Source organism: Dyadobacter sp. AC419, assembly GCF_979253085.1.
The window spans coordinates 60,299-81,174 of the sequence record NZ_CEEDCD010000024.1 but is presented as its reverse complement, the minus strand read 5'-3'; the positions used below and the strand labels follow the sequence as shown (position 1 = coordinate 81,174).

The following is a 20,876-nucleotide window of genomic DNA, read 5'->3' as shown; positions in this document are numbered from 1 at the left end:
AATGACCGATTGCCGGATCGTTTCACTCATCATTGCTTCTTTAATAGCTTATCGGCTGGCCGTCGGAGACTTCCTGGTAACCTAATGTAATGAGCTGGTCGCCTGCTGTAAGTCCGGACAGGATCTCGACTTTGCCGTTGTAGCTCAAACCGGTTTTCACTTCTTTGGCCCTGGCGATCTTTTTGTTGCCTTCCGTAACTGCAACATACACCACATTGCCTTTTTCTGTGCTCTGAACATAGTTTTGATCCACAGCCAATGCGTTTTTGCTGATCGCATCATTGATCTGCACCTGCGCCATCATGTTAGGCTTAATGTCTTTGCTCGTCGGAAGGTTTGCTTCGATTGTAAATGTGCGGGACAATGGATCAACTGCGGTGCTCACAAATGTGATTCTCGCTTTGTATTCCTTTTTTAGATCAGGAAATTTGATGATCACTTCGTCGCCTTTTTTCACGCTGGCAGCATAAGTATCAGACACTTTTGCAGTCACTTTCAGGTTGCTCAGGTTCACGATACGAACCACGCCAACGCCCGGAGAAGCCATTTCGCCCACTTTCACATTCACCATATCCACCACACCCGCCATCGGCGACACAATGTTGGTTTGAGACAATTGCGTGTTCAATGTGCTCATTCTTCTTTCCAGCGATTCCTTATTGTTCTTGGCTTGCAGATATTGCAGCTCAGTTCCGATTTTTTGGTCCCAAAGATTTTTCTGCTTCTCATAAAGCGTGTTAGCGAGCGACATTTGCGTTTTCAGTTCTTCCACTGATTCCGTCAAAATGCTGTTATCGATTTTACCGATAATGCCTCCTGCTTTTACGTAATCGCCTTCTTTAACATACATTGCAACCACTGCGCCGCCTGTTTTTGGCGTTACTAGCACATTGTTTTTTGCATCCACCGTGCCTTGCAGTTCCACGTAATGGCGGAATGTCTCAGCATTTAATGTGTCTATACTCACAGGTTTCACTCTCGCCTCGGCAGCTTTGTTAGGATCCATTTTGGTGATCTGAATTTCAAGCGCTTTGATCTTTTTGTCGTTCTCTGCCTGCTCCGCTTTCAGCTTAGCAAGTTCTTCTTTCTTGCCTGCCACACTCTTCTTTCTTTTCTCCCCCGCCGCACGCTGCAAGCAGGATTGTCATGGCTGTTATTATTAAAATATTTCTTTTCATGATATAGGTAAATAGCAGTTTCAAATTTTGTTTTAGTGTTAATGTGATGCTCATTTTTCTGTATAAAGTTCTCCTTTGGCGCGGCTCAGATCCACTTTCGCGATCATCAGATCATATAATGCCGTGAAGTAATTGGTCTGCGCTTCTTTCAGGGAAGATTCCGCATTGATCACCTCAATGTTAGAGCCAACGCCTTCTTTGTATTTGATTTTGGAAACCCTTACAATTTCTTCTGCAAGCGTAAGGTTGCGTTTCTGCGTTTCCAGCGTTGCAAATGCATTTTTAATGTTAATGCTCGCCTGATTGTTTTCCAGATCGATCGACTGTTTCAGCAATGACTGGTTATTTTTTACCTTATCAATCGCGATCTTTTTCTGGTTAATCTGGTATCTTTTGGTAAAACCGTCAAAAATCGGAATGTTCAGGTTCACAGTTAAGACCATGTTGTTATACCAATTGTCGGTAAAGAGCTGTGAAAATTTATCATAACCAGCATTGTATCCGTATCCCACGGAAGCAGACAAGCTTGGCAGATATCCGGCGCGCACATTACGCAGGTCAAGACCAGCCAATTTCTCCTGCGTGTTCAGCAAAGAATATTCTATTCGGTTTTCGTAGTTAAGGTCATTAACAACCAACACTCCTCTGAGTGAATCCACATTCACTGCATTGATATCGTCTGTAAGCTTAATTGGTTCATTAGCAGGCATAGCCATCTGAAATTTCAGCAAAGCATAACTAAGTTCAATAAGGTTTTGCACTTTCTGACGTTCTGTTTGCAGGTTATTGATCTGAACTTCAATCCGGTTTACATCCAGAAGTTCTACAAAGCCGCTTTCATTCATGATTTTCGTTTCGCGCATGAGCGAGTCCACACGGGAAATATTCAGGTCAAGCAACTTTGCGCGTTCTTCGGCAACTTGTGCTGAGTAATAAGCTTTTGTAACAGCCTCAGCCACCGAAACTTTGGACGATGTAGTCGATTTTTGTGCCAATTCGCGATAAGTTGCCGCTGCTTTTAAACCAATAAAATAAGAACCGCTAAAAATGAGCTGGTTCAAATTCGCAGAAGCCGAACCTTGCCAGGGAATCCCGAATTCCACCGCAGCAGGCGGCGCATCTGCAGGAGCAGTTGGATCAAAAGCATTGGCAGGAAGGAAAAACCTTGGGATAATAATGTTGTTGGTTACCGAAACGGCCGCACTCAACTGTGGCAAACCAGCTGCCCTGACTTCTCCAATGCGGGCTTCCGCAGACAGCGCGTCGAGCTGCGCATTTTTAATGTTTAAATTGTGCTTAATCGCATAGTCCACAGCCTGTTCGAGGGAAAAATCCTGGGCACGTGCGGGCATAAAGCTGAGTAAGATCGCCAGCAGCATCAGACTGCGGCGTATTATTTGTTCATTTTTCATGGAAATTGATTTCAATTGCTGATCTGTCTTTTATGGTGTTGTAATATTCAAATCCTTTTTCTGATAAAATCCCCCTCAGAAAATGTAACAGGAACTGCATTTGGGTGTGCATCATGTTAAACTTTTTCTGTGGGTAAATGGTAGGGTCAAAAGCCATCACGATCTGCTCTATGCGTAACACTGCAAGCACTTCAACGTCAATGTCTGGCCGGTAAAAACCTTGTTCAATGCCCAGAACGAGATTTTCGCGGATGCTCTTAAGCAAATAATCATGCTTATAAGCCTCAAATAACTCCCAGGCATTGGGATAGTATTTTTTCAAATCATAAAGCAGGGCCGGGTTCATGTCAGAAAGCGTGTCGCGCATTTGGGCCGATGCATACATCATTTGCTCGATCGGGTTGGCGGCTTTCTCATCCAGCTTCTCCATTTCACACTTTTGATCCATAATTTCCTTCTGGATCACCAGTGCCAGAATAGCCTCTTTATCGGAGTAATGCTGGTAAATGGTCCGCTTCGAAATCCCAAGATCTTTGGCAATATCGTCCATGGTAACGCTCTTGACTCCATAGCGCCAGAACAGATTTAGGGCCGATTTTATAATTCGCTCTTTCACGAGAGCAAATTTGAAATATTTGAATCAAATAAACTAAGAAAACTTTGAGAATGTTGAAAGTTTTCTAATGTTGCCTAAATGCTATTGATCAGATGGTTAGGAGCGCCCTGGCTGACTAACATTGTCAAAAGTAGGCTTGCCTGGACATTATGGACAACCAAAAATTTATTAAGCGGATAATTTGGGGTATGAACTTGTGAAATCAGGCGATAAAATGCTTTCCCGCGGGAATGATTTACTAGCAATTGATGTTTGGAAATGACACATATTCTGACCAATTTTCCGGTCTTTTGTCTTAGTTATTAACTCACAATTCACTAATTGCTATCGCGACAAACAAATCAATGAAAAGCTACATTGACCTGATTCAGCAAACGTTCGAGTTCCCTACGATGGAGTTTAACGTTGATAATAACGAATTGCTGTTCAACAATGTCCCTCTGATGGATATCATTAAAGAACATGGTACGCCGTTAAAGATCAATTATCTGCCAAAAATCGGGGAGCACATCGAAAATGCAAATATGTTTTTTCGGAATGCTTTCAAGAGACATAATTACAAAGGAAGCTACACTTATTGTTATTGCACAAAATCCTCGCATTTCAGCTTTGTGCTGGAAGAAGCGCTGAAGCATAATATACATCTTGAAACTTCTTCGTCTTTTGACATACCCATTATCCGCGAATTATACCGCAGAGGCAAGGTAACTAAAAACACTTTCGTTTTGGCGAATGGTTATAAGTTGCCTCGTTACACGCAGTATCTGAGCGAGTTGATCAACGAAGGGTTTAATGTTATCCCTATTTTGGATAACCTGAAAGAGATCGAATCCTACGAACAGCAGGTTACCGCGGACACGGTCAATTTCGGAATGCGCATTGCAACGGATGAGGAGCCTAATTTTGCTTTTTATACATCCCGTCTGGGAATCCGTTACAACGATGTACAGCAGCTTTACAAGGAGAAGATTGAGTCTAATCCGCGTTTCAAGCTTAAAATGCTGCATTTCTTTATTAATACGGGCATTAAGGACAGCGCATATTACTGGAGTGAACTCACCCGGTTTATGTTCAAATACTGCGAAATGCAGAAAATTTGTCCTGAGCTTGATTCTATTGACATTGGTGGCGGGTTGCCGATCCAAACCTCATTGCAGGCCGGATACGATTATCAGCAAATGATCGATGAGATCATTGAGAACATCCAATGGATCTGTAACAAAAACAATGTTCCGGTTCCGCATATTTTTACGGAATTCGGAAGTTATACGGTGGGAGAGAGCGGAGCGGTTATTTACGAGATCATTGACAAAAAGCTTCAAAATGACAAAGAGCTTTGGTACATGATCAACGGCTCGTTCATTACGCAGCTTCCCGACTCCTGGGGCATGAACCAGAAATACATCATGCTGCCGATCAACAACTGGGACAGTCCTTACCAAAAAGTTAACCTGGGCGGATTAACGTGCGATTCACAGGATTTTTATAACAGTGAAATGCACAGCGCCGACTTGTATATGCCGATTTTTGAAGAAGATTCGGAAAAACAATACATTGGATTCTTCCACACGGGCGCTTACCAGGAATCGCTCGGCGGCTACGGCGGCATTCAACATTGCCTCATTCCGGCTCCAAAACACGTTTTGGTTGACAAAGATGAGGACGGAAAAATCGTTACACGCGTTTTTGCAGAAGAGCAGAACAGCGATTCAATGCTTAAAATCTTAGGCTTTAAAGAGGAGTCGTTTGTTGTTCCTGAAAAAAATGTCGGAACGGAAATGCAGCCGATTGAAGAAGAGGAAGAATTGGTCGAAACAAAAATCTGACCATTGATATAAAGTTCTTTGAATGAGTTCGTTATTAGTCAAACTAAAAGTCTCATTCAAAGAACTTTTTTTTATATTTTTGCGGTGACAAATATTTACACGAACAGAAAAAAATGAAAAAGTTATTACTTCTCCTTACTATTTGCGGTTCACTGGCATTTGCATCTTGCACCAAACATGCTTGTCCGGCCTACGGTTCTACGCAAAAAGCAACGCAAACAGCACCTGTTGCATCAACTGAAAGAGTCTAAATTTCGCCTTCAAGGATTATTTTCGCTGCCTCGAACAAACTAACCGCAGCAAAATCGCCTGTTGAAGCTTCTGTTTCGGGAACAATTTGAATTGTTCTCGCCCCCACACTTTTTCCAGCCTCCATATCCCTGTCGCGATCCCCGATCATCCAGGACTGATTTACATCTATATTATATTTCGCAATCGCCTTTTCCAGCATCAGCGAACCTGGTTTCCTAGAAAGCGAAACGCCTGACACATTGGGGTGATAAGGCGAAAAATACAGGTCGTCCAATGCATTTCCGGATGCCTGTTGCATGGCTCCGTGAATGGCGTAAACATTGTCGGCTGTATAAAGTCCTTTTGCAATCCCCGCCTGGTTTGTGATTACAATCAGCAGATAACCAGCCTTTTTCAATGCTTGAAGCGCTTCCGCAACGCCTTCGGGAATGACCAGTTTTTCCAGCTCGTATAAATAGTCCGGGCAATCCTCATTCAGCACTCCGTCGCGGTCGAGGAAGATGCATTTTGTTTTTGGTAAAGACATAAAAAGGATTTGCTAGGAAGAAAATTCTTTAACGGATTCGATGAAACAACGCACTTTATCAGGATCTGTGTCCGGATAAACGCCATGACCAAGGTTCGCGATATATCGCTGTGTACCAAATTGTTGCACCATATTTTTCACCTCTTTCCGGATCTGATCATAAGAAGCGTAAAGCACGCAAGGGTCCAGATTTCCCTGCAATGTCTTATTTGGAATCAGCGAACGGGATTCTGCAATGTCCATGTTCCAGTCTAACCCTACAACAGCGCAATGCAGCTCACTAATCGCCTTCCGTGCGAAGAATGCGCCTTTTGCAAAAACAGTAACCGGCACTTCATCAATGGCGTCGCAGATCTGCTTAATGTAGGGAAGGGAAAATGTGTTGTATTGCTCCGGAGAAAGGATTCCGGCCCAGGAATCGAATACTTGAACCAGGTTAGCACCCGCCACAACTTGGGCTTTCAGGTAAGCAATTGTGCTATCCGTTATTTTTTGAAGCAATAAATGCGAGAATTCGGGATCAGCGTAAAGGTGTTTTTTAGCAACAGAGAATGTTTTAGAACCTTTTCCTTCTGTCATGTAACAGAAGATTGTGAAAGGCGCGCCTGCAAAACCGATCAATGGAACACGTCCGTATAAGCCTTCTTTTGTAAGCTTAATTGCGTCCAAAACATATTTCAAATCCGTTTCCGGTTCAGCAATGTGCAGTCTGTCAAGGTCTTGAGTGGTATGAACGGTTGCAGGAAAAATCGGCCCACTTTTTTCTACCATTTCATAAGGCAATCCCATCGCTTCGGGAATCACCAGAATGTCAGAAAATATAATGGCTGCGTCAACACCCAATAAATCAACAGGTTGCAATGTAACCTCGGCAGCCATTTCCGGCGTTGTCGCCAGCTTTATAAAACTTCCGGCCTTCTCACGAACGGCCCTGTATTCAGCCAAAATCCGGCCAGCCTGCCGCATCATCCAAACAGGCGTGCGTTCTGTTTTCTCCCCACGCGCCGCCCGAAGCAAAAGATCATTTTTCAATTCCATGCGGCAAAGTTAGGGAGAAAGCGGCATATCAAAACCTAAAATTCACCCCAACCAGAAAATTCCTGCCTGCTTGCGGGAAGTAGAAATTCTCCTGCGTTAATGCGCCGCCCGCGAAATATCCGTAGGTGTAGCCGTTGGATTCGTATTTTTCGCTGAACACGTTATTGACCAATAAATTGAATGCAATCTCGCGCGCCCAGGTTGGACGGATGGTCCAGGAAAGGCGGATGTCGTTGGTGAAATAGGCGTCGAGTTTGCGGGTTTCTGACGATGTGTTGTCCAGATATTGCTTGCCGACATATTTGCTTAGTAATGCTATTTCAAGGTCTTTTCTCAAAATGTAAGTCAGCTGGCTGCCTGCAATGGCGTTCGGTGAAAACGAAATATCTGATTTTCCGTGGTTGATCGTGTTGTAATCGCCGGTGTCATAATTGATCACATATTCGGTGAAATCATTGATCTTGTTCTGGCTGAATGTGGCGTTTACATTCCATTTCAAAGCTTTGCTTAATGCAATCGCGCCTTCCAGCTCAATTCCCGTGCGGTAACTTTTTGGAACATTCACACGGATTGAATTGCCGACATCATTAATCTGGCCTGTCAGGACAAGTTGGTTTTTGTAAGCCATCAGATAATAGTTGGCAGAGAACGCGAATATGCCACGCTGTGTTTTAAAGCCAGCTTCCACATTCTGCAACTGCTCACTCTTTGGAAATAAACCAGCCGTGGAGGAAGTAAAATCATCCCGGTTCGGCTCACGATTTCCGACGCTGTAAGAAGCGTAAACCGAACTTTGATCTGCTAATTGATAGGTTAAGCCTGCTTTTGGATTGAAAAACGAATAAGATTCGTCCGTGGCCAATGCAATTTGATCATTGTCCGTGCCTTGAATGTTGTGGTTTACGCTGCGGAATTGCAGATCAGCGAATGCATTCAGTTTTGGTGTAAGCTGGTAATAAACCTTTCCGTAAATGTTGAAATCCTTCTTAATGCCTTTGCTGTAATAATATTGATGGTCGTTTTCAATGTTACCCGCATTGCGCGCCCAGATAATGCGGCCGTAGTGATCGCCGTCGTAATAATTATAACCGCCGCCGAAGCTCGCAGTCAGCTTTTTGAAACTGTTGTATTCCAATGAAAAAGTGGAGCCGTAAAAGTAATTATCCAGCCAGCGGCGACGAATTAGATCCGTGCTGGTCAGCGTATCCTGGCCAACCACGACATTAGGCAGATTGTACTTGCTGTAATCATCCCCATTGCGCGACTGCTCATAATAACCCAGTCCGCGCACCAGAAATGCATTGAGGTTGAAGATCCATTTGTCGCTCAAATTGTGCGACGAAACGATCTGATAATGATCCTGGCGATAGTTGTCGACCTCGTTTTTATAGGTGTAAGAATTATAAGTCCGGTTATCCGATTCCAGCAAATTCTGCGCATCCTTTTCACCCAAACCATTCCGTTCAATGTAACTCAAAATGCCTTCCCGATCGCCGCGCAACTTGGCCTCCGGCACGCCATTCCAGGATTGATAAGTGCGCTCGTTTCCAGAAAACACATTCACCCGCACAAAACTCTTTTTACCAAAATAGCCTCCCGATAAATAATAGGAATGCAATTCCGAAGAAGCCCGGTCCACATAACCGTCGGAGGAAACACGCGACAGCCTTGCATCAAATGTAAACTTGTCCTTAATCAGCCCCGAACCCACTTTCAATGTATTTTTGAATGTGTTAAACGAGCCGTAAGAGTTGTTCAATTCCGCATAAGCTTCCTGTCTGAAAGCATTGGTGTTAATGTTCACCGTCGCCCCAAACGCCCCTGAGCCGTTCGTCGAAGTTCCCACCCCGCGCTGAATCTGAATGCTGCTCACCGAAGAGGCAAAATCCGGCATATTGACCCAGAAAACGCCCTGACTTTCTGCATCATTATAGGGAATTCCGTTCACCGTCACATTAATGCGCGTCGCATCCGAGCCGCGTATGCGAATGCCCGAGTAACCTACGCCTGCACCTGCATCACTCGTGCTTACGAGCGAAGGAGTGAAATTGAGCAGAACAGGTAAATCCTGTCCAAGGTTTTGTTTATCAATGGCTTCTGCCGTGACGGTGCTGTAAGCCATGGCTGATTTGTCATTGGCGCGGGTTGCGTTAATGATCACTTCATCGGCTTGGAATGTGCTTTTTGTAAGCTTGATATCCAGCTGGTTATCATTGGTTAAGGGCAGCTTTTGGGTTTGATAACCGATGTAAGAGACTTCCAATGTGGCAATGTTCTCAGAAATGTTGCGCAGGCTGAAATTCCCAGAACCATCAGTTTGTGTGCCACGAATTTCGCCGGCTTTAATGGTGGCTCCGGGCAAAGCTTTTCCGTCTTCCGCATCGGAAACTCGGCCGGAAATGGATCGTTGTGCAAACGCAGAACGGAAAGATAATGTGCTGATTATAAGTATAAACAGATAGGTAGTAACGTTTCGCATTGCGATTGTTTGGTTACAACAGGCAGGGGCCACCTATCAAATGGTTGCTTTTCTCTCCCTACGCCGGCATTACCCGGATCAGGTCATATGGGTTTGATCTCAGCCCGTTCGGTAGGGCACCCCTTGAGATTATCATGCAAAGCTACGCCGGAACAGCGGATGATTCAAGCTTTTCCTTATTTTTACATAACATATAAAACCAACCTGACTACCCCGAAAATTACCATGGCTAACTATACAGACACGATTGAGATGAATGCTTCGCGGCAGGCGATGGAACTGGAATATCGCTATGGCGCGCATAATTATAAGCCGATGCCGGTTGTGCTGGAACGTGGGCTGGGCGTGCATGTCTGGGATGTGGAGGGGAAGCAATATCTGGATTTTTTGTCTGCTTATAGTGCTGTTAGTCAGGGGCATTGTCATCCGAAGATTGTGGATGCGATGATTGCGCAGGCGCAGAAGCTAACATTGACTTCGCGGGCTTTTTATAATGATAAGCTTGGAGAATGTGAGCAGTTTCTTTGCGAATATTTTGGGTTTGATAAAGTGCTGATGATGAATTCCGGGGTGGAAGGTGGAGAAACGGCTTTGAAACTGACGCGGAAATGGGCTTATAAAGTGAAAGGAATTGAGCCTGATAAAGCCAAAACAGTTTACGCTTCGGGCAACTTCTGGGGAAGGACATTGGCTGCGATTTCTTCTTCAACCGATCCTTCGAGCACGAATGATTACGGGCCGTTTTTGCCTGGTTTCGAAATAATCCCTTTTGATGACCTGGAAGCATTGGAAAATGCCTTCAAAGCTGATCCCAACATTGCCGGTTTTATGGTAGAGCCGATCCAGGGCGAGGCTGGTGTCGTAGTTCCTAAGGAAGGTTATCTCAAAGGCGTGCGGGAGTTGTGTACCAAATACAATGTGCTTTTCATTGCTGACGAAGTGCAAACGGGCATCGGGCGCACAGGGAAGCGTCTTGCTTGCGACTGGGAAGGCGTTAAGCCAGACATTCTGGTTTTAGGAAAAGCGCTTTCAGGCGGTGTAATGCCTGTTTCGGCAGCATTGGCGGACAACGAAGTGATGCTGACCATCGCACCCGGCGAACACGGTTCTACATATGGCGGAAATCCTTTGGCTTGTGCGGTTACGGTTGCTGCTTTGCAAGTGGTTATAGATGAAAATCTGGCTGAAAATGCTGAAAAAATGGGTCAGCTTTTTAGAAACAGAATGAATGATTTGAAACAACAATGTTCTCTGATTGAAGTCGTTAGAGGAAAGGGTTTGCTGAACGCGGTTGTGATCAATGACACGGAAGATAGCTCCACAGCCATGGACCTTTGTTACAAAATGATGGAAAAAGGATTGCTCTGCAAGCCTACACACGGCAACAAAATCCGCTTTGCACCGCCATTGGTGATCAACGCAGAACAGATGAACCAGGCTTGTGATATAATCGAAGAGGTGTTTTTAGCAAATGCGTGATTTATGAAAATAAAATTATTTCTGGCACTTCTGCTGATTGGTGCGTCGGTGCTTTCGTGCAAGGATAAAAATGTGGATCCGGCCACAGAAACGGAGACCAATCAGTGGATTTACGAAAACATGAAATACTGGTATTATTGGAACGATAATATGCCAGCAACCCCCGATTTATCCAAAGATCCCGCTGCTTTTTTTGAATCACTTTTATATCGTTATGACGCGGTTGCGAGGCCGGACGGCGACCGTTTTTCATGGATCCAGGAAAGTGCTGACGAGCTGCAGGCTTCATTAGGAGGCGAAACGAAGACATCGGGAATGGAATATAAGCTTACATATTTCCCCACGGGCAGCCAGAATGTGATCGGCGTCGTGCTGTATGTTTTGCCGGATTCACCTGCGGCTAAGGCAGGCTTCAAAAGGGGCGACATTTTCAGCAGTGTGAATGACCAGAAACTAACGGGCAGCAATTACAGCAAACTCCTTAATACACAGGAAAAAGTCACTTATACGCTTGCGAGTATCAATGCAGCAGGCGCTTTGGAAGAAGGTGCGACGAAGCGTGAAGTTACACCAATCGTTTTCCAGGAAGATCCCGTTTTCTTTGACACATTATATAACATTGGCGCTAATAAAATTGGCTATGTGGTTTACCATCAGTTCAATCCGGAGCCTTATAAAGCCAATAACGGTCAGTATGACAAGAAGCTGGACAACATTTTTAATGATTTCAAAAATGCGAATGTCAATGCGTTGATCGTTGACCTGCGTTACAATCCGGGAGGATATGTAAGCTCGGCCACAAATCTTGCCAGTCTGATTGCGAAGGCAACCGCGAATGATATTTTTTATTACAAAGAATATAACACCGAGGTTACCGAGACGAATATGAAGAAATTCGGAGAAACTTACTTTTACGACAAGTTTGCGAGCAAGAGCCAGAACATTGGTAATCAGCTGAATCACGTTGTTTTTCTCGTTTCTTCCCGTTCCGCTTCCGCGAGTGAGCTTTTGATCAATGGGCTGAAACCTTACATGAATGTGACGCTTGTCGGCGGAAAAACGGTTGGCAAAAATGTGGGTTCAGTAACATTAACAGATTCAAAAAAGAAGGTAAAATGGGGATTGCAGCCCATTGTCTCGAAATCGTTAAACAGAGATAAAAAGTCAGATTACAGCGTCGGATTTACGCCCGACATTGCGGTGAACGAAGGCAATGTGCTTTATCCGTATGGAAGCCCGAAAGATCCTTTGCTCGGAGAAGCGCTTTTCAACATTACAGGCACGCGCATCACCCGGCAAACCAGAACTGCACGCTCATTGCAGGAGGAAGACGGACAGGAAATAATGTCTACGATCCAGAAAAAGGCAGGGCATAGCAATATGTTCTTTGATCGATAGATTCGCTAAAGGGCATGGTTTTTGTAATTGTAGAAACATCATTAATCTAAACTACAAACATGGGAATCATCACTTGGATCATCGTCGGCCTGATTGCAGGCGCAATTGCAAAGGCAATTCACCCTGGTAAAGACCCGGGCGGTTTCATCGTTACAATTTTGATCGGTATTGCGGGCGCCGTTGTGGGTGGCTGGATTTCTTCAATGCTAGGTTACGGCACAGTGGATGGTTTCAATTTTGGAAGTCTTTTCATCGCTATTTTAGGAGCGGTTATTCTGCTCTTTATTTATAGAAAATTTAGTACAAGATCGTAACAGATTGATCTTAAATTGAATGGTGAGGGAAGGTGTAAAAACTGTTCGCTCACCATTTTTTATTGCTATTTTTACAAATTGCAATGCTAAGTTCCTAACTGATTTAACTCATGAAGCTGGTTAACGATATGACTGTCTGGTTTTTGAAGCGACGCTTCGAAAGGATCGAGCAGTTTATGAAATACCCAATTGAGACCCAGCAACGCGTTTTTTCTGAATTAATTGAAACAGCGCGATACACGGAATGGGGAAGCAAATACAATTACGGCCAGATCCGGACCATCAAGGAATTCCAGGATCAGGTGCCCGTTTCTACTTACGAAGAAATTTATCCTTATATCGAACGTGTGCTGCGCGGCGAGCCCAATGTGATGTGGCCATCACAGATCGATTGGTTCTCAAAATCTTCGGGAACCACGAATGCCAGGAGTAAATTTCTGCCAGTTTCACCCGAAGCATTGGAAGAATGCCATTACGAAGGCGGGAAGGATATGATGACATTGCTCATCAATAACCGACCCGATACAATGGTTTTTGATGGAAAAGGCTTATCCATAGGCGGCACTTTGCACGCAAATCCATTTGATGATTATACCCAAATAGGCGATGTTTCGGCGGTTATAATGCAAAATCTGCCTTCCTGGGCTGAATTTATGCGCACGCCGCCATTGGACGTCGCATTAATGGATCATTGGGAAAGCAAATTAGAGAAAATGGCTTCCATATGCTCGCAAGAAGATGTAACGAGCATCTTGGGCGTGCCTACCTGGACCATTGTTTTGCTCGATCAGATCCTCGAACTGACGGGCAAGAAGAATATGCTTGAAGTGTGGCCGAATTTTGAGGTTTTCGTGCATGGAGCCGTTTCATTTGAGCCATATCGGGATTTATTTATGACCAAATATTTTCCATCCGACCAGGTTTTATATCTGGAAACTTACAGTGCTTCCGAAGGCTTTTTTGCCATTCAAGATGATGTGAACAGGATTGGGGAAATGCTCTTAATGCTTGATTACGGCATTTTCTATGAATTTGTGCCGGTTGAAGAAGTGGGTAAACCACATCCCAAAGCATTACTTTTGGATGAAGTGGAGATTGGGAAAAATTACGCACTGGTTATTTCTACAAATGCCGGATTATGGCGTTATCTGATCGGTGACACGGTTAAATTCACGTCAACTTATCCGTTCCGGGTAAAAGTAAGCGGCCGGACAAAGCATTTTATCAATGCATTTGGTGAAGAAGTGATTGTGGAAAACGCAGATCATGCAATCAAGGTCGCGGCGCAAAAGACAGATTCGCTCGTCGCAAATTATACAGCCGGGCCCGTTTATATGGGCGATGGCTCGCGTGGGCGGCACGAATGGATCATTGAATTTACCAAAGAACCGGACGATCGTGACCATTTTATCACCTTGCTGGACGAAGCATTGCGCGAAGTGAATTCGGATTACGACGCCAAGCGTTATAAAGATATGGCGCTGCTCATGCCCCTAGTCCATTTTGTTCCATCGGGCACGTTTTACGCCTGGATGGGCAAGCTCCACAAACTGGGCGGGCAAAACAAAGTTCCAAGATTAAGCAACAGCCGGGAATATCTGGACGATCTGTTGGCAAGTTTATAGCAAATGATCCCTATCTATCTAAAAATCAAAGGTCTGTATTCCTACCAGACCGAGCAGGAAATTCATTTCAATGCATTAACCGATGCGTCGTTATTTGGGATTTTTGGCGCGGTGGGGAGCGGGAAATCTTCCATTCTTGAAGCAATCACATTTGCATTATACGGCGACACCGAGCGGCTTAATAAGTCGGGCGATGACCGCACATATAACATGATGAACCTGCGTTCGGATGAGTTAGCCATTGATTTTGAATGCGTTGCGGGGAAAAATGCAGAGCGTTACAGATTTACCGTCCGCGGAAAACGAAATAGCAAAAATTTCAAAGAAGTAAAAACCTTTGATCGGAGAGGTTATTTCTGGCAGGACGAAAACTGGGTTCCGCTTCCGGAAACGGAGAATGCAGAAAGCATTATTGGTCTCAGTTACGACAATTTCCGCAGGACGATCATCATTCCGCAAGGCCGCTTTCAGGAGTTCATTGAGCTGCGCGACGCAGAGCGGACGCGGATGATGAAAGAGCTTTTTCAGCTTGAAAAGTATGATCTGAGCCGGAATGTTGGGTCATTAACTAAGAAAAATGATCTTGCCATTTCAAATGTCGACGGTCAATTGACCGGCCTCGGAGAGGTCACGCCTGAAATGGTGGAAACGGAGGAAAAACGCAGAACGGAAGTCCGGCTGGAAATCAAGAATATCAATGATGAGCTGCTCGTCCAAACAGCACTCGAAAGCAGTTTTCAAAATCTGAAAGCCATTGCAGAGAAAGTGAATGCATTGCGCAATCAGTTGCAGCAACTGGAAATCCAGCGACCTCAGATGCAGGAGCGGGAGACCATGTTAAGGACTTTTGAAACGTGTTCTTTGCATTTCAAATCCATTTTAAACCAAAAAAACAGCCTTAACCTTAATATTGAGCGAGATGAAAAAGTTTATCAAAACAATAAATTAAGGCTTGATGATTTGCTGAAATTGGTTGATAAGCAGCAAGAAACAATAGTCCGCCTCAAACCGCAATATGACAAGCGCGAAGAACTGCTCGACGCAGCCGACGAACTGGAAAAAGTAATTCAGATCCTCGAAAATAAATCAGCCGCAGCCAAGCGGAAGGAAGCATTAGCAAGAGGAAATGATCAGTTGAAGGCCAAGGAAAGCGAAATCGAGCGCTTAGCAAAGCAAAAACTCAATGCTGAATCTGAAAATGAACTGCGCAAAAATGCACTGTCAGACATTCAGGAGCTAAGCCTGGTAAAAGCTTGGTTTACAACTTGTGACACTTTACTCGAAAACCGCCAGGCCATCAAAAATGAAGCGGAGAATTTACAGGCGGAAATCGGCATTCAGCAGCAATTACTAACATCAAAACTGGCGGAATTAGCGTCGCTACTTTCTGAAAGTTTTCCGGAAAATATTTCGTTGGATATGTTGCAAGACATTGTGCAACAGTGTTTTGTAAAAATTGATAAAAAATCAAAGGAGCAGCGCCAGCACTTGCTTGGCTTGCACACAAGGCTCGCTTTGCAACAATATGCCGGGGCGATTGTAGACGGAGAACCGTGCCCGCTTTGCGGCGCGACCGATCATCCGCTCGTCATGCATGCAGATAATGCGGTGGCGGAAGAAATTAAACTGGCTGAAAATGAGATTATCAAGCTAGAAGAAAAGGAAAAAGCGATCCGGCTTCGTCAGTCGCCTATTGAGCGTATTTACAACCAGATTGAGAACCTGGAAAAGCTGAAAACAGCCATCAAACAGCGTTGGGTGGAAGCGAAGGAAAAGATCGAGAAGCACGAAAATGAATTCGTTTGGAGCAAATTCAATAAAACTGAGCGTGCTGGTTTTGAAAAGCATTTTAATGAAGCCAGCAAAACGCAATCTGAAATTAAGGAGGCAGAAACCGCTATAAAAGCGCTTTCTGTGAAGCTTGAAACGGAAAAGTTTGAAAAAACTGAAAAGATAGAAAAGCCGCTTCAAGCCTTAAAAGACGAGATCCTGCGTTTTGAAAACACGGTCCTAACGCTTTCTGCGCAGTTGGAAAAAGTTGATCTGGCTGAATTTGAAGGGAATGACAGGCCCCCGATCGCAGAGAAGATTTTCGCGCTGAAAAACAGTTATAAAGAAATTACCCAGCTTTTTGAACAGGCAGAAAAGCAAATTGACGCATTGCAAAAGGAGAAAGATATGCTTTCCGGCGCGCAGGCGACTTTGGAAACTGCATTAGGAACAAATCGCCAGGATCTTGCGCGTTTGCAAACTCAGATTAATGAGCAGATTGCAGCGTTTGCATTTGATTCGGAAGAAGAGGTCAAGGTGATTTTACAAAAACCAATTCAAATAGATGCGGAACGGAAGGCCATTGAAACCTTTAAATATGCAATCGACACCACGACGCGGGATCTGGAAAATCTGTTAAAGGAAAATCCGGAACAGCAATATGATGCGGATAAGCATGAGGCGGTTATCAAGGCAAAAGAGTCGCTAACGGAAAGGCTCAATGCGCAGCGCAAAGAAGAAGGCGGATTGGATCGGTTGCTTAAAAAAATGGCAGAAGATCTGGCAAAAAAAGCAGCATTACTAACCGAAAAAGCACGTTTGCAGTTGAGAAAAGAACATTTAGACGATCTGACCAAGCTGTTTCGTTCGAGTGGTTTTGTTGATTATGCGTCGAGCATTTACTTGCAAAATTTGATTCAGGCCGCAAATCATCGTTTTCATCAAATGACGCACCAGCAGCTGCATTTGGAATTGGGCGAAGGCAACAGTTTCTGGGTGCGCGATCTGCTCAATGGCGGACATTTACGTTTGCTTAAAACATTATCCGGCGGCCAGAAATTTCAGGCAGCATTGTCATTAGCATTGGCCTTGGCGGATCACATTCACGTCAGAAATGGCTCAAAACACAATTTCTTCTTCCTAGACGAAGGTTTTGGTTCGTTGGACAAAAATGCGTTACAGACCGTTTTTGAAACATTAAAATCATTGCGAAAAGAGAACCGCATCGTGGGCATCATCAGCCACGTCGAGGATTTGCAGCAGGAAATCCAAACATATTTGAGCATCCAGGAAACCGAAGAAGGCAGCCGGATCATTCCAAGTTGGAAATGATAAATCCCGGAGGGATGAAATATCGGTAGCAAAAAAGTATAATGCGTAATACCAAATCCCAGCGGGATGTAATAGCGGTAGCAAAAAAAAAGTGACGGACAAATATTAATCCCAGCGGGATGTAATATTGGTAGCCAAAAAACGTGAAGGACGAAATCAATCCCAGCGGGATGTAATATTGGTAGGAAACGAATTTACACGCACATATTAAATCCCGGAGGGATGCAACGGCGTACACATTGTTGCATCCCTCCGGGATTTTAAACTTTGTCGTCGTTCCGAATTCTACCGATATTTCATCCCTCCGGGATTTTGGCGTTTTTCGACGTTCCCGGTTCTACCGGATATTTCATTCCGCTGGGATTTGACGTTTTATCGTCGTCGTTTATTCTACCAATATTTTATCCCTCTGGGATTTTGGCGTTTTTCGACATTCTCGGTTCTACCGATATTTTATCCCTCTGGGATTTTTGTGTACGACCATTTCCTTTCTCCGGGATTTCTAAAACCACCGACTTACGCTGAATGAAATAAGGTAATCCGCGAAAGCGGCGTCTCCGTGGGCTTTTCCTGTAACGTCCTGCTTGTCAGCATAGCTTTTCGTGCGGTTGCGATAGAGTGCGATGGGCACGGATGCGGAGGCTGAAAATTTGTTTTTAATGTAAGCAACGCCTGGCTCGCCGGAAATTACGTAGCCCGGACGGCGGTAACCTTTGCTGCTGCCGATCAGATCATCTGAAGGAACGCCTTCCGCACGACCGCCTAGCAATACCGAAAATCCGCCACCAAGCGACTGGCTCACACCAAGTCTGGCTGCAAATTGGTCCACGGCAGCGAAATAGCCCACTATTGGATCGATTGTCGCAGATTGCGGATTGCGGTTTACGCCATTGTGTTCTTTGGGATTGGACAAATAAAATCCGTTAAAATAAAGTGCTGTTTTCGAAGAGAAAGAAACATATCCCTGCGTTTCCAGGAAGAAACCTACGGTGCCGTCACCAAGTTGAATAGACTGGTCAAGGGGTTTTACGATGGTGTAATCATTGCCTTCCTTGTCCAATCTGTGAAATTCCCCTTCCACAGCCTTATCGCCCGTAGGCAGTTTAACGCCACCGCCAATCGACATGTTGAATTTTGGCATTTTCAAGGGATCTCTCAGCCAGTAACTGGTCGAGATGCGTAGGTCGCCAATGCCTTTTGAGCTCGTATGAAAGCGCTTTTGCTCCGGATTGGAAGCAACCGGATTTCCATAATGTTCGTATAGCGACGAGCGGTCATTGTGCTGAACGGGCAATGTTGCCGAGATTGACCAACGCATATTTGGCTGATAAGTGATGCCCAAATCCAATGCATGCGCCACATTAATAACCTGTGTGCCTTGCTCTACGCGCTCTTTTTCTTCGTGATCGCCGCGGAAATGCTTATACGATCTGAAAAATCGATAACCCGCGTTGACCTGGAATTTGCCATTTTGCTGTTTGAAGAAATCCGCGGAAGTTGCGCCTCCATGGCTCATGCCGCGAATCGCGACGCATCCTTGTGCAAAAGCATTATTAGAAATTTGTGTAGCGCAAAGGCACACGAAAAGGACGATAGTAAATATCTTTTTCATTGATCTTAGTTTTCAGAATAAATAAAAGGAATGCAGTCTCAGCAACATTCCGGAATGGAAGTGCGAAGTCTGACTTGAAAGTTTTGCTGAAAAAACTAAGCGAATTCGGGAGGAGGGGAATCGGAAGTTCGGGAGGGCGCTAGATGAAAAGATGCACGCTCACGGAAAGAAACAAGGACTGGTAATGAAGTATATACGTAAGGGATTTCGGACTTGGTTTCAGTGGGTAAGTAGCTTTTTACCAGGTCATGCAGCAGCTTCAAAGCACGGTCGGAAGGTGATTTCTTACTTTTTTCGTTATCCGACAAATCATTCATATTGCCCGCTAGCTCAAAGAACTTTTCCCGGGCAGAGCTGTTGACCTGCAATGTGACGAACAAAGTGTCATTCTCAATTTTCTGATGAACAATGTTATAAAACTCACCGTTTTTCTTGATCAGACCCGCCGTTCCGTCCTCGTTTTCCCAAGAAGTTGTGTAAGGCAATGAAGGTGCAGGAATGGCTAAAATAGCCCGTTTTGAGGCGTTTTCGTACGGAGAAGCGGTCTCGAAAGACTTGTTAAAACACAGCACAGCAACTGCCAGTCCAAACGTGTTGTACAGGAGCAAGCCGAGAAGTGCTATGGGTATAAGTCTTTTCAAAAAGTGACAATTTTTCCAAAAATAATATAGTTTATTTGAATTTTCATAGCATCCCTAGATTTAACTTTGGTTGGGGCGCCTTGCTTCTTCATAATTCAATAATATATAAAAATGTATATTTGGATACAATTTGCCCTAAGGAAGAGTTATGCTTTTTGAGAATTTTTACGCGTCTGTATATCATTGGTTTGAAGCGAAATTATCCGGTAGAAACTGGCTGTTAAAGATCACATTATTCGCAGTTGCGCTTTCCCTGTTCCTCGCTTTTCCCCCGTATACATTGGTGGTTTCTCATTTTCAGGAGGGCGGTGTGAAGCTTGATGCATGGGAGTTTGTGCATAACCAGGCGCAGGACTTGCTTCATCCCAAAGACATGCATTACGACGTGCGGCGCGAAAACATGATCCTTCGCTGGACATTGCCGCTTTTTTCATTCGTAACCGGGCATAATGTCATTCTGATTCTGATTGCACAAGCCCTTTGCGGGATCCTTTTTTTATACAATGCGGGCAAATGGGTTTTCGAAATATCAGGTGACAAGGCGTTGGTTGGCATGTTCGTCCTTGCCATGGCCAATATTTTTGTCAGCGTATGGACATTTGCTGACGTTCACGGTTATGGCGATGGCTTTGCATATTTTTCCTTATTGACCGCATTGCTGAGCCGTAATCCTATTGTCATATTCATTTGTCTGCAGCTGGCCTTTTTTACAGATGAGCGGGCGGTAGTGGCGGGCGGTTATTTACTATTATGGTGGATCACAAACCGGGTGTACGAAAAAGAGGATTTTAGCCTTCCTACTATCATTAAGGCTGGTTTAATGCGTGAAAGTGCGGTGGTCTGGATTGCCTGGATTGTCTATTTTGGCGTTCGCAATTATGTTTTGGCAAATTATTTCCCTCATCACAGTTACTCGACGATCGGGACGCCTGTTTTGTTTGCCGATGCACACCGCAACGGACTGGGCAGCAGCATATGGTCGGCTTTTGAAGGCACCTGGCTTCTGTTGGGCGGCGCAATGGTGGCGTTGTTTCTAACCAGACGTTATTGGCTGATCGCCGCGCTATTTGTCGGTTTTGCGATACTCGTTGCAACAGGGATTTATGTACATGACATTGACCGGGCGCTTGGTTATGGATTCCCTTTTATTCTGATGGCATTTTTTATCCTTTACAAAACCGCATCCAATTCATCTTTAAGGCTTATTTTATTCTTTACAATGCTGATTTGCGTTGGACACCCACAGGTTTTTTACATGGGCTATAACCGGATTTTGTGGCTTGAACCGCTTCCTATGAAGTTTATAATGCTGCTCGATAAAATCTGGTCATGGAATGTGTTTACCTGAAAGCTTAAAGAAGCATTACCGAAAGATAAA

At 44.5% G+C, this 20,876-nt stretch carries 15 protein-coding genes and 1 riboswitch; of the genes, 7 read left to right on the top strand and 8 right to left on the bottom strand.

Annotated features, from left to right (window positions below; genetic code table 11):
- Positions 1-40: 40 nt before the first annotated feature.
- The 3 genes from AC0IYG_RS22575 to AC0IYG_RS22565 form a co-directional block, all read right to left on the bottom strand.
- A complete protein-coding gene (locus tag AC0IYG_RS22575; protein WP_471713343.1) occupies positions 41-1,099 on the bottom strand; it encodes an efflux RND transporter periplasmic adaptor subunit in 1,059 nt (352 codons plus the stop codon).
- A gap of 129 nt (positions 1,100-1,228) precedes the next feature.
- Positions 1,229-2,590, bottom strand: coding sequence for a TolC family protein (locus tag AC0IYG_RS22570; protein ID WP_471713342.1), 1,362 nt, complete (start codon positions 2,588-2,590; stop codon positions 1,229-1,231).
- Entirely contained in the window at positions 2,580-3,206 is a 627-nt protein-coding gene (locus tag AC0IYG_RS22565) for a TetR/AcrR family transcriptional regulator (protein WP_471713341.1), read from the bottom strand. Before AC0IYG_RS22565 ends, AC0IYG_RS22570 begins: the two co-directional genes overlap by 11 nt.
- 344 nt (positions 3,207-3,550) lie before the next feature.
- On the opposite strand from AC0IYG_RS22565, the gene AC0IYG_RS22560 reads away from it, so the two are divergent.
- Positions 3,551-5,032, top strand: coding sequence for a type III PLP-dependent enzyme domain-containing protein (locus AC0IYG_RS22560; protein WP_471713340.1), 1,482 nt, complete (start codon positions 3,551-3,553; stop codon positions 5,030-5,032).
- Between the two features lie 247 nt (positions 5,033-5,279).
- Here AC0IYG_RS22560 and AC0IYG_RS22555 read toward each other — a convergent pair whose 3' ends face one another.
- From AC0IYG_RS22555 to AC0IYG_RS22545, 3 genes are read right to left on the bottom strand one after another with little or no spacing between them, the layout of a single operon-like run.
- Positions 5,280-5,810: a D-glycero-alpha-D-manno-heptose-1,7-bisphosphate 7-phosphatase gene (locus AC0IYG_RS22555; RefSeq protein ID WP_471713339.1), complete on the bottom strand. Its 531-nt coding sequence runs from the start codon at positions 5,808-5,810 to the stop codon at positions 5,280-5,282.
- 12 nt (positions 5,811-5,822) lie between these two features.
- The gene (gene hemE / locus AC0IYG_RS22550) at positions 5,823-6,848 is read right to left on the bottom strand and encodes a uroporphyrinogen decarboxylase (RefSeq protein ID WP_471713338.1); all 1,026 of its coding nucleotides are present in this window, start codon (positions 6,846-6,848) and stop codon (positions 5,823-5,825) included.
- A gap of 28 nt (positions 6,849-6,876) precedes the next feature.
- Positions 6,877-9,327: a TonB-dependent receptor gene (locus tag AC0IYG_RS22545; protein WP_471713337.1), complete on the bottom strand. Its 2,451-nt coding sequence runs from the start codon at positions 9,325-9,327 to the stop codon at positions 6,877-6,879.
- A gap of 37 nt (positions 9,328-9,364) precedes the next feature.
- Positions 9,365-9,461: riboswitch (TPP riboswitch) on the bottom strand.
- Positions 9,462-9,552: 91 nt separating this feature from the next.
- Here AC0IYG_RS22545 and rocD point away from each other — a divergent pair.
- The 5 genes from rocD to AC0IYG_RS22520 all read left to right on the top strand — a co-directional run bounded on the left by rocD (position 9,553) and on the right by AC0IYG_RS22520 (position 17,245).
- Positions 9,553-10,806: an ornithine--oxo-acid transaminase gene (gene rocD / locus AC0IYG_RS22540; RefSeq protein ID WP_471713336.1), complete on the top strand. Its 1,254-nt coding sequence runs from the start codon at positions 9,553-9,555 to the stop codon at positions 10,804-10,806.
- A 3-nt stretch (positions 10,807-10,809) separates the two neighbouring features.
- Entirely contained in the window at positions 10,810-12,204 is a 1,395-nt protein-coding gene (locus AC0IYG_RS22535; RefSeq protein WP_471713335.1) for a S41 family peptidase, read from the top strand.
- Positions 12,205-12,263: 59 nt separating this feature from the next.
- Positions 12,264-12,518 carry a GlsB/YeaQ/YmgE family stress response membrane protein gene (locus AC0IYG_RS22530; RefSeq protein ID WP_082216587.1) on the top strand — a complete coding sequence of 85 codons (255 nt, stop codon included), beginning with the start codon at positions 12,264-12,266 and terminating at the stop codon, positions 12,516-12,518.
- Positions 12,519-12,628: 110 nt separating this feature from the next.
- Positions 12,629-14,143 (top strand): GH3 auxin-responsive promoter family protein, encoded by a 1,515-nt coding sequence (locus AC0IYG_RS22525; protein ID WP_471713334.1) that lies wholly within the window; start codon positions 12,629-12,631, stop codon positions 14,141-14,143.
- A 3-nt stretch (positions 14,144-14,146) separates the two neighbouring features.
- A complete protein-coding gene (locus AC0IYG_RS22520; RefSeq protein ID WP_471713333.1) occupies positions 14,147-17,245 on the top strand; it encodes an AAA family ATPase in 3,099 nt (1,032 codons plus the stop codon).
- A gap of 502 nt (positions 17,246-17,747) precedes the next feature.
- Here AC0IYG_RS22520 and AC0IYG_RS22515 read toward each other — a convergent pair.
- Both AC0IYG_RS22515 and AC0IYG_RS22510 read right to left on the bottom strand, forming a co-directional pair.
- Positions 17,748-18,857 carry a hypothetical protein gene (locus AC0IYG_RS22515; RefSeq protein WP_471713332.1) on the bottom strand — a complete coding sequence of 370 codons (1,110 nt, stop codon included), beginning with the start codon at positions 18,855-18,857 and terminating at the stop codon, positions 17,748-17,750.
- 95 nt (positions 18,858-18,952) lie between these two features.
- Entirely contained in the window at positions 18,953-19,498 is a 546-nt protein-coding gene (locus tag AC0IYG_RS22510) for a hypothetical protein (RefSeq protein ID WP_471713330.1), read from the bottom strand.
- 148 nt (positions 19,499-19,646) lie between these two features.
- On the opposite strand from AC0IYG_RS22510, the gene AC0IYG_RS22505 reads away from it, so the two are divergent.
- Positions 19,647-20,846: a hypothetical protein gene (locus AC0IYG_RS22505; protein WP_471713329.1), complete on the top strand. Its 1,200-nt coding sequence runs from the start codon at positions 19,647-19,649 to the stop codon at positions 20,844-20,846.
- Positions 20,847-20,876 lie beyond the last annotated feature (30 nt).